This window comes from Pseudomonas sp. 28 E 9 (assembly GCF_900004785.1).
In the GTDB taxonomy this organism is placed as follows: Bacteria; Pseudomonadota; Gammaproteobacteria; order Pseudomonadales; family Pseudomonadaceae; genus Aquipseudomonas; species Aquipseudomonas orientalis_A.
Map to the genome: position 1 here is coordinate 43,514 of NZ_CVTK01000049.1, position 10,944 is coordinate 54,457.

The 10,944-nt window shown below is 65.4% G+C and carries 6 protein-coding genes; all 6 read left to right on the plus strand.

All coding sequences use genetic code 11. The features are described 5' to 3' along the window. Positions 1-558: 558 nt before the first annotated feature. The 6 genes from lexA (at position 559) to uvrA (ending at position 10,750) form a co-directional block, all read left to right on the plus strand. Positions 559-1,176: a transcriptional repressor LexA gene (gene lexA / locus BFQ00_RS16170; protein WP_065891792.1), complete on the plus strand. Its 618-nt coding sequence runs from the start codon at positions 559-561 to the stop codon at positions 1,174-1,176. Beyond that, positions 1,176-1,790: a translesion DNA synthesis-associated protein ImuA gene (gene imuA / locus BFQ00_RS16175; protein WP_065891791.1), complete on the plus strand. Its 615-nt coding sequence runs from the start codon at positions 1,176-1,178 to the stop codon at positions 1,788-1,790. Before lexA ends, imuA begins: the two co-directional genes overlap by 1 nt. A 7-nt stretch (positions 1,791-1,797) precedes the next feature. Then, positions 1,798-3,213, plus strand: coding sequence for a Y-family DNA polymerase (locus BFQ00_RS16180; protein ID WP_065934105.1), 1,416 nt, complete (start codon positions 1,798-1,800; stop codon positions 3,211-3,213). A gap of 136 nt (positions 3,214-3,349) precedes the next feature. Further along, the gene (locus BFQ00_RS16185; protein WP_065934106.1) at positions 3,350-6,421 is read left to right on the plus strand and encodes an error-prone DNA polymerase; all 3,072 of its coding nucleotides are present in this window, start codon (positions 3,350-3,352) and stop codon (positions 6,419-6,421) included. 100 nt (positions 6,422-6,521) lie between these two features. Continuing rightward, positions 6,522-8,234 (plus strand): ATP-binding protein, encoded by a 1,713-nt coding sequence (locus tag BFQ00_RS16190; protein WP_065934107.1) that lies wholly within the window; start codon positions 6,522-6,524, stop codon positions 8,232-8,234. Continuing rightward, positions 8,231-10,750 (plus strand): excinuclease ABC subunit UvrA, encoded by a 2,520-nt coding sequence (gene uvrA, locus BFQ00_RS16195; RefSeq protein WP_065934108.1) that lies wholly within the window; start codon positions 8,231-8,233, stop codon positions 10,748-10,750. Before BFQ00_RS16190 ends, uvrA begins: the two co-directional genes overlap by 4 nt. The last annotated feature ends 194 nt before the right edge of the window (positions 10,751-10,944 follow it).

Genomic DNA, 10,944 nt, shown 5'->3' on the forward strand with positions numbered 1-10,944 from the left:
TCAAGAGCGGCTCGCTTCGCATCGTGGTTACGGGTGGGCGCGGCTGCGTTGTGTAGGAGCGAGCTTGCTCGCGAAAAACGTCAACGATAACGCGTGCTTCCTGAATCAACGCGGCACCTGTGAGTTTTTCGCGAGCAAGCTCGCTCCTACAGATGGCGGTGTACGCAAGCCCGCGTATCCACGATGCGAAGCGAGCCGCTCTTGCTTTTGATCTTAGGCGCCCCGTTAAACCACGCTGGCCGCAATTCGATATTGATGTGGGGGGTAAACCGGCAGGACGCCGGTTTAGCCGCCCCGCGCCATGGATGGCGCGTGGCGGCGGCCCCCCACATCAATGTCGGATTGTGGGCACACCGAGCCCAGGCGAGGTGCCGAGTGGTGGGGCAAGAGCCCTTTTGGTTACTTTTGGGGCTCTTTTCCAAAAGTGACCCGCTGTAAAAGCGGAACCCATAGCAGCCGTGACCGCAGAAACGGATATGTACCCGGTCCAACCCAACATCCCGGCCCCCCCCACCCCCGACTGACGGCTATTGTCAGAAATTTCCCACAGGAGTACAAATGTACTCCATGACAACCCTGACCCCCCGCCGTACCGCCATCCTGACCTTCATCCGCGACCGCATCGCGCAGCAAGGCCAGCCTCCCAGCCTCGCCGAGATCGCCGAGGCGTTCGGCTTTGCCTCGCGCAGCGTCGCCCGCAAGCATGTGGTAGCCCTGACCGAAGCCGGCTTTATCGAAGTCAACCCCAACCAGGCCCGCGGTATTCGCCTGCTCAACCAACCGCCGCGCCCGGAATGGCTGGACATCCCGGTGCTCGGTCGTGTGGCCGCGGGCCTGCCCATCGGGGCGGATGCCGAAGTGCACAATCGCCTGCAACTGGACCCCGCCACGTTCGCCAAAACCCCGGACTACCTGCTGCGTGTGCAGGGCGATTCGATGATCGAGGACGGTATTCTCGATGGCGACCTGGTGGGCGTGCGGCGCAGTGCCGAGGCCTTGAACGGGCAGATTGTGGTGGCGCGCCTGGACGGTGAAGTCACCATCAAGCGTTTCGAGCGCACGGGCGACAAGGTGCGCCTGCTGCCGCGCAACCCGGCGTATCAGCCTATCGTGGTCGGGGCCGATCAGGACCTGGCTATCGAAGGGGTGTTCTGCGGCCTGGTGAGGCAAGGCTGATGGGCGCCGTGGTTGCCCTGGACTCGCTGTTCAATGGCGGGCGCGTCTGGAAGGGCCGGCCCGCCGCGCCACCGGCCAGTGTGCATCCCACGGGGCTGGCGGCGCTGGACGCGGTGCTGCCCAGCGGCGGCTGGCCGGAGGCGGCCTTGAGTGAAATCCTGATGGCCCGGGACGGCGTGGGCGAACTGCAACTGGTGCTGCCGACCCTGGCGCGCTTGTCGGCGCTGGGCGAGCGCATTGTGCTGGTGGCGCCGCCCTACACGCCGTACCCCCACGCCTGGCAGAACGCCGGGGTGGATGTGCGCCAGCTCGCAGTGATCCAGGCCCAGGAGCGCGATGCGCTGTGGGCGGTGGAACAATGCCTGCGCTCGGGCAGTTGCGGCGCGGTGTTGTGCTGGCCACACAAGGCCGATGACCGGGCCTTGCGCCGTTTGCAGGTGGCGGCGGAAACCGGGCAGACCCTGGCGTTTGCCTGGCGCTCCTTGAGTGAGGCGATCAATCCATCGCCGGCCGCCTTGCGCCTGGCGGTCGAGTCAAGGCCGGCACAAGTGCGCGTGCTCAAATGCCGGGGCGGCCTGGCCCACCCGGCGCCGATTGCCCTGGCGGGGCATTGAGGTTGCCATGCGCTGGGTCTGTATTGTTTTCCCGCAATTGGCGCTGGACGCCGTGCTGCGTGCCCATCCCGAGCCCGATCAGCCGCTGGCACTGCTGGCCGGTACGCCACAGCGGCGCGTGCTGCAAACCGTCAATGCCGCCGCCCGTGCCCTGGGGTTGCGTCCCGGCCAGTCGCTGACGGCGGCGCATGCGCTGACCAAGGCCTTTGCCTGTGCTGAATACGACCCGCTCGACATCGAGCGCTGCCAGCAGTTTCTGGCCGCCTGGGCCTACCGCTTCAGTTCCCAGGTCAGCGTGTATTACCCGCGCGCCTTGCTGTTCGAGATCGAGTCGAGCCTGGGCCTGTTCGGGCCCTGGCCGCAGTTCGAAGCGCGCTTGCGCCAGGAGTTGACCGAACTGGGCTTTCGGCACCGCATCGTCGCCGCGCCCAATCCAGCGGCGGCGCGGGTGTTGGCCAATCGGTACGATGGCCTGGCGGTGGCCGATGACAGCGCCTTGATGCAGGCCCTGGCGCCGCTGCCGGTCGACCGCGCCGGGATTGACCCGCAGGCCGCCACCGCCTTGTCGCGCATGGGCCTGCGCACGTTGGCCCAGGTGCAGGCGCTGCCCCGGCATACCCTGGCGCGGCGCTTTGACGCCAGCCTGCTCAAGCACCTCGACGCCCTGACCGGGCAGCGGCCATTGGCCCTGGGTTTCTATCAACCGCCGGACCGGTTCGATGTGCGCATCGAGTTGAATTTCGACGTGCAATCCCACCAGGCCTTGCTGTTTCCCTTGCGCCGCCTGACCGCTGACTTGTCCGCCTTCCTGTGCGGGCGTGACAGTGGCGTGCAGCGTTTCGACCTGCACCTGGAGCATGCCCAGGCGCCCGACAGCGTGATCAAGGTCGGCCTGCTGAGTGCCGAGCGCGAGCCCTCGATGCTGTTCGAACTGGCCCGTGGACGCCTGGAACAGGTGCAAGTCACGGCACCGGTGCGCGGGTTTCGCCTGGTGGCCCAGGACCTGCCGGTGTTCGTGCCGCAGCGCCAGGACCTGTTCGACGACCGCCCGCAACAGACCCTGCCCTGGGAGCAATTGCGCGAACGCCTGCGCGCACGCCTGGGCGATGAAGCGGTGCAGGGCCTGCGCTTTCACGCCGACCATCGCCCTGAATGCGCCTGGCAAACCGCCTTTGACCACCGTCCATGCCCGACCTTGAACAAGGTGCGGCGCCCTGGCTGGTTATTGCACCAGCCGACCTTGCTGGCCGAGCAGGGCGTACAGATCCTGATGGGGCCGGAACGCATCGAATCCGGCTGGTGGGACGGCGCCGATATCCGCCGCGACTATTACCTCATCCAGACCCGCACCGGCCAGCAAGGCTGGGCCTACCGCACGGTGGGGCAACAGGATGGTTTGTGGTTGCAAGGCTGGTTTGCATGAAAGCCCATAGGTCGCCACCCTCTGTAGGAGCGAGCTTGCTCGCGAAGGTGGTTAACGATAACGCGGGGCACCAGAATGAATGCGGTGCCCTTGGGTTTTTCGCGAGCAAGCTCGCTCCTGCAGGGGCGGGGCAGGCATGAGTTACGCCGAGCTGCATTGCCTGTCCAACTTCAGCTTCCAGCGCGGTGCCTCCAGTGCGCTGGAGTTGTTCGAACGCGCCAAACGCCAAGGCTACAGCGCCCTGGCGATCACCGACGAATGCACGCTGTCGGGCATCGTGCGCGCCTGGCAGGCGGCCAAGGCGCTGGAACTGCCGCTGATTATCGGCAGTGAAGTGCGCATCGAGAACGGGCCGACACTGGTGCTGCTGGTGGAGAACCTGAGCGGTTACCAGCACCTGTGCCGCTTGATCACCCTGGCCCGACGCCGCGCCGAAAAGGGCAGCTACCGCCTGCTGCAGGAAGACTTCGAGCAACCGCTGCCCGGCCTGCTGGCGTTGTGGGTGGCGCAGGACAGCGACACCCAGGCCAGCATCCAGTGGCTGCGCCGCACCTTCGCCGAGCGCCTGTGGCTGGCGGTGCACCTGCACTGCGGGCAAGACGATGCGCGCCATCTGGAGCAACGCCTGCAACTGGCGGCCAGCCTGCAGATCCCGGCGGTCGCCTGCGGTGATGTGCACATGCATGCGCGCGGCCGCCGTGCCCTGCAAGACACCATGACCGCCATCCGCCATCACGTCCCGGTGGCCGAAGCCGGCCTGCACTTGCACCCCAATGGCGAGCGGCACCTGCGCAGTCTCGATGCCCTGGCCGCGCTGTACCCCCAGGCCCTGCTCGATGAAACCCTGGCCATCGCACGGCGCTGCACCTTCGACCTTGGCCAGTTGCGCTATCACTACCCGCGTGAGCTGGTTCCCGCAGGCCATGATGCCGAATCCTGGCTGCGCACCCTCACCCAGGAGGGCATTGCCCTGCGCTGGCCCGAAGGCATCGACCCCAAGACCCTGGAGCAGATCGACAAGGAACTGGCGCTGATCAGCGAGCTGGGCTACGAAAGTTACTTCCTTACCGTGCACGACATCGTGCGCTTTGCCCGCAGCCGTTCGATCCTGTGCCAGGGCCGCGGTTCGGCGGCCAACTCGGCGGTGTGTTTTGCCCTGGGTATCACCGAAATCAACCCGAGCCTGAGCAACGTGCTGTTCGAACGTTTCCTGTCCAGGGAGCGCAACGAGCCGCCGGATATCGACGTGGATTTTGAACACGAGCGCCGCGAAGAAGTGCTGCAATACGTCTTCCAGCGCTATGGCCGCACGCGTGCAGCGTTGACGGCGGTGGTCAGCAGTTACCACGCGACCGGCGCGGTGCGCGATGTGGCCAAGGCCCTCGGGCTGCCGCCGGATCAGGTCAACGCATTGGCCGACTGCTGCGGGCGCTGGAGCGACGACGCGCCGCCATTGGAGCGCCTGCGCGAAAGCGGCTTCGACCCGGACAGCCCGCTGCTGCGCCGCGTACTGACCCTGACCGGGCAATTGATCGGCTTTCCCCGGCATTTGTCCCAGCACCCCGGCGGCTTCGTGATTTCCGAATACCCGCTGGACACCCTGGTGCCCGTGGAGAACGCCGCCATGGCCGAGCGCACCATCATCCAGTGGGACAAGGACGACCTCGACGCCGTCGGCCTGCTCAAGGTGGATATCCTCGCCCTGGGCATGCTCAGCGCGATCCGGCGCTGCTTCGATTTGCTGCGCCGCCATCGCCACCAGGATTGGAGCCTGGCAACTATTCCCAAGGAAGACCCGGCCACCTACGCGATGATCAGCAAGGCCGACACCATCGGCGTGTTCCAGATCGAATCGCGGGCGCAGATGTCGATGTTGCCCAGGCTCAAGCCGCAAACCTTCTACGACCTGGTGATCGAAGTCGCCATCGTGCGGCCGGGGCCGATCCAGGGTGGCATGGTGCATCCGTATTTGCGGCGCAGGAACAAGGAAGAACCCACCACGTATCCGTCGCCTGAATTGAAAGTGGTGCTGGAGCGCACTCTGGGCATCCCGTTGTTCCAGGAACAAGTGATGCAGATCGCCATGGTCGCCGCCGACTACAGCCCCGGCGAGGCCGATCAGTTGCGCCGCTCCATGGCCGCCTGGAAACGTCACGGCGGCCTGGAACCGCACCAGCAGCGGCTGCGCGACGGCATGCTCAAGAACGGCTACACCGAAGCCTTCGCCGCGCAGATTTTCGAGCAGATCAAAGGCTTTGGCAGCTATGGTTTTCCCGAGTCCCACGCGGCCAGTTTTGCCTTGCTGACCTACGCCAGTTGCTGGCTCAAATGCCATGAGCCGGCGGCTTTCGCCTGCGCGCTGATCAACAGCTGGCCAATGGGTTTCTACAGCCCGGACCAGATCCTGCAGGACGCGCGCCGTCATCGCCTGCAGATCCGCCCGGTGGACGTGCAGGCCAGCGACTGGGATTGCAGCCTGGAACCCATCGACGGCGCGCAACCGGCGATTCGCCTGGGGCTGCGCATGATCTCGGGCTTTCGCGAAGACGATGGGCGGCGCCTGGAGGCCGTGCGCCAGCGCCGGGCGTTCAGCGACATCGCCGATCTCGACGCCCGCGCCGGCCTGGATGCGCGTGCCCAGGTCTTGCTGGCGGATGCCGGCGCCTTGCGCGGATTGGCCGGTAACCGGCATCAGGCCCGCTGGGAGGTGGCCGGTGTGCAGACCCAACTGGGCCTGTTTGCCGGCCTGCCGAGCCCCGATGAAGCCGATGTGGAGTTGCCTCAACCCACGGTGGGCGAGGACTTGCACGCCGATTACGCCACGCTCGGCACTACCCTGGGGCCGCACCCTTTGACGCTGCTGCGCGCGGAACTGCGCAAGCGCCGCTGCCGCAGTTCCCAGGAACTGCTGAGCGTGGAGCATGGGCGTAATGTGAGCGTGGCCGGGCTGGTCACCGGGCGCCAGCGTCCCGGCACCGCCAGCGGTGTGACCTTTGTCACCCTGGAAGATGAGTTCGGCAACCTCAATGTGGTGGTCTGGCGCGACCTGGCCGAACGTCAGCGCAAGGCCCTGGTCGGCTCGCGACTGCTCAAGGTGGACGGGCGCTGGGAGGCGGTGGGCGAGGTGCGGCATTTGATCGCCGGGCGCCTGACCGACCTGTCGCCGCTGCTCGATGGCATGGTGGTGCGCAGCCGGGATTTTCACTGAGGCCAGTGGTTTATTCAGCTCAAGTTCGACAAGATGAAACCATCTACCGCCGCCGCGCTCCAAAAGTTGCAACAGCCTTGTCATTGCCCAGAGCCCGATCATGCAATTTTTATCCAACTCCCACGGCTGTGAAGGCTGGGCCGGTGAAATGGCCCAGCGAATTCGCGCGTTTGACTGGTCAGGCACCGATCTCGGCCCGATCGATCGCTGGTCCACCAGCCTGGCCTGCACCGTGCAGATGATGCTCGCTTCGCCCGTGCCGATGGTGATGCTATGGGGGCGCGCCGGTTACATGATCTACAACGACAGCTACTCGGTGTTCGCCGGCGGTCGTCATCCGTACCTGCTGGGCACGCCGGTGGAACTGGGCTGGCCGGAAGTGGCCGAGTTCAACCGGCATGTGGTGGACACCTGCCTGGCCGGTGGCACCCTGTCGTTCAACAACAAGGAACTGGTGCTGTCGCGCCATGGCAGGCCGGAAACCTTGTGGCTGGACCTCTACTACAGCCCGGTGGCCGGGGATGACCAGCAACCGGCCGGGGTGCTGGCGATCGTGGTCGAGACCACTGAACTGGTCAAGTCCGAGCGGGTGCGCCAGGAGCTGACCCATAATCTGGAGCAGCGCGTGGCGGCCGAAGTGCAGGCGCGTTCCGCCGCCGAGGAGCAGTTGCGCCAGTCGCAGAAGCTGGAAGCGATTGGCGGCCTGACCGGCGGCGTGGCCCACGACTTCAACAACCTGCTGCAAGTGATCGCCGGCAACCTGCACCTGCTGGCCCGCCATGAGCCGGACAATGCGCAGGTGCAGCGGCGGGTTTCCGCCGCGATTGCCGCCGTGGAGCGCGGGGCCACCTTGTCCTCGCAACTGCTGGCGTTTGCGCGGCGTCAGCCCTTGTCGCCGGCGGTGTACAACCCGCAACGTATCTATGCCGGCCTAGGTGAGCTGCTGCAACGCGCGCTGGGTGAAACCATCCATATCGACGTGCAGTTGCCGCAGGATTCCTGGTGCATCAACGTCGACCGCAACCAGCTGGAAAACGCGCTGCTCAACCTGGCGATCAATGCCCGCGATGCCATGCAAGGCGAAGGCGTGATTCGTATCACCGGCGAAAACATCATTCTCAACCCGGCCGAATGCGCGGGCAAAAGCATCAAGCCCGGCGAGTATGTGCGCCTGGCGGTCACCGACACCGGCGTGGGCATGCCGTCGACGGTACTCAAGCGTGCGTTCGAACCGTTTTTCACCACCAAGCGCGAAGGGCAGGGCACTGGCCTGGGGCTGAGCATGGTGTTTGGTTTTGTCCGCCAAAGCGGCGGGCATGTCGACATCTGGAGCGAGGAGAACAAAGGCTCGGTGGTGCAGATGTATTTCCCGCGCAGCCTGGAACCGGAACATGTCGAGCCGGACATTGACCTGGAGAGCCCTTGCACCGGCCAGGAAACCATTCTGGTGGTGGAGGACAACGAAGGCGTGCGCCTGACCGTGGTGGAGCTGCTCAAGCAGTCGGGCTACACGGTGTTGACGGCCGAAGACGGCGATCAGGCCATGGCCAAGCTGCAGTCCGGCCTGCAACCGGAACTGATCTTTACCGATGTGGTGATGCCCGGCCGCATCAAGAGCATCGACCTGGCCAACTGGGCGCGGGCGCAGGTGCCGCCGATTCCGGTGCTGTTCACCTCCGGCCACACCCGCGACATTCTTTCCTCCAATCATCTGCTGAGCGCCGACATTAATCTGTTGAGCAAGCCCTACAGCCCCGATGCCCTGACGCAACGGGTACGCAGCGTTCTCACCGCCAGACAAGGTTGTTCATGACTTCACAGCGCAACATTCCTCCACCGACCGTCCAGCACACCGGCTTCGTGCGGGTGCGCGGCGCTCGCGAACACAACTTGCGTAACGTCGACGTGGATATTCCCCGCGATGCCCTGGTGGTGTTTACCGGTGTGTCCGGTTCCGGCAAGTCGTCCCTGGCGTTTTCCACCGTGTATGCCGAGGCCCAGCGCCGCTATTTCGAATCGGTGGCGCCCTATGCGCGACGCCTGATCGACCAGGTCGGCGTGCCGGATGTCGACAGTATCGAAGGCTTGCCGCCCGCCGTGGCCCTGCAACAACAGCGTGGCACACCGAGTGCGCGGTCCTCGGTGGGCAGCGTGACCACCTTGTCGAGCCTGATCCGCATGCTGTATTCCCGCGCCGGCCGTTACCCGCCGGGGCACGCGATGCTGTACGCCGAGGACTTTTCGCCGAACCTGCCCCAGGGCGCGTGCCCGCAATGCCATGGCCTGGGCCGCGTGTATGAAGTGACCGAAGCGCTGATGGTGCCCGACCCGTCCCTGACCATCCGCCAGCGCGCGGTGGCGGCCTGGCCGCTGGCATGGCAGGGCCAGAACCTGCGGGACATCCTCGTGACCCTGGGGTACGACGTGGATATCCCGTGGCGCGACCTGCCGAAAAAACAGCGCGACTGGATCCTGTTCACCGAAGAAACCCCCACCGTACCGGTGTACGCCGGCTTCACCCCGGCGCAGACCCGCGATGCCTTGAAGCGCAAGCTGGAGCCCAGTTACCAGGGCACCTTCAGTGGCGCGCGGCGCTATATCCTGCACACTTTCGCGCATACCCAAAGCGCGCTGATGAAAAAGCGCGTGTCGCAGTTCATGCAAGGCAGTGCCTGCCCGTTGTGCGAGGGCAAGCGGCTGACCCGGGCGGCGTTGTCGGTGAAGTTTGCCGGGGTGGATATCGGTGAGCTGTCGCAACTGTCCCTGACCCGCCTGGCCGAGCTGCTGCGGCCAGTGGCGGCGGGGCAGGACAAGATGAAGCTGTCGGTGGAAAAGCGCCTGGCTGCCCAGCGCATCGCCGAGGATCTGCTCGAACGGGTCACGACCTTGATCGAGCTGGGCCTGGGCTATCTGTCCCTGGAGCGCAGCACGCCGACGCTGTCGTCCGGGGAGTTGCAGCGCTTGCGCCTGGCCACGCAGTTGGGCTCGCAATTGTTCGGAGTGATCTACGTGCTGGACGAGCCTTCGGCGGGCCTGCATCCGGCGGATGGCGAAGCCTTGTTCAGCGCGCTGGCGCGTTTGAAAGCGGCCGGCAATTCGCTGTTTGTGGTGGAGCATGACCTGGAAACCATGCGCCGCGCCGACTGGTTGATCGATGTCGGCCCGGCCGCCGGCGAGCACGGCGGGCAAGTCCTGTACAGCGGCCCGCCTGCGGGGTTGGCGGATGTCGCCGCGTCGCAGACCCGTGACTACCTGTTTGCCGAGCCGCGGGCCTTGAATCCCACGCGGCGGGAACCCCGTGGCTGGCTGAAGCTGCAAGGGGTGACGCGCAACAACCTGAAGAACCTTGCCGTGGATTTCCCGCTGGGCTGCTTCACGGCGGTGACCGGGATTTCCGGTTCGGGCAAATCCAGCCTGGTCAGTCAGGCGCTGTTGGAACTGGTCAGCAGTGGCCTCGGGCGCGTGCTGGAAAGCACCGACGAGCCCAGCCTGGAAGACGCTGCGCCTATCGCCAGCGAAGGACGCATCAGCGCCGGGCTGGAGCAGATCCGGCGTCTGGTGCAGGTGGACCAGAAGCCCATCGGCCGTACGCCGCGCTCCAATCTTGCGACCTATACCGGGCTGTTCGACAACGTGCGCAAACTGTTCGCCGCCACCCCGGCGGCGAAGAAGCGCGGTTACGACGCGGGGCAATTTTCCTTCAACGTCGCCAAGGGCCGATGCCCGAACTGCGAAGGCGAGGGGTTTGTCAGCGTCGAGTTGCTGTTCATGCCCAGCGTGTATGCGCCATGCCCGACCTGCCATGGGGCGCGTTACAACCCCGAGACCCTGGCGGTCAAATGGCAAGGCTTGAGTATCGCCCAAGTGCTGGGCTTGACCGTGGAGGAAGCAGTCGAGGTGTTTGCCGAACAGCCCGGCGTATTGCGCGCCCTGCAGGTGCTGCGCGATATCGGCCTGGGCTATCTGCGCCTGGGCCAGCCGGCCACCGAGTTGTCGGGCGGTGAAGCGCAGCGCATCAAGCTGGCCACCGAGCTGCAACGCACGGCGCGGGGCGCCACCTTGTACGTGCTGGACGAACCGACCACCGGGCTGCATCCCAGGGATGTCGACCGCTTGCTCAGCCAGCTCAATCAATTGGTGGAAGCGGGGCATACCGTGGTGGTGGTCGAGCATGAAATGCGCGTGGTGGCGCAGAGCGACTGGGTGATCGATATCGGCCCCGGCGCCGGCAATGCAGGCGGGAAGGTGGTTGCCAGTGGTACGCCGCAGGCCGTCGCCGGCAGCAAGGACAGCCGCACGGCGCCATTCCTGGCGCGCGAACTTGTCTAGTCGGCTCAATGTGGGAGGGTCGCCCCTTCCCAGTCTTGAAATGCAGACGAATGTGGGAGTGGGCTTGCCCCCGATGCGGCCTTGGGGCTGGCCGGGATGTTGGATCAGACTGAGTACATATCCGTTTCTGCGGTAACGGCTGCTAATGGTTCCGCTTTTACAGCGGCTCACTTTTGAAAAGCGCAAAAGTAAGC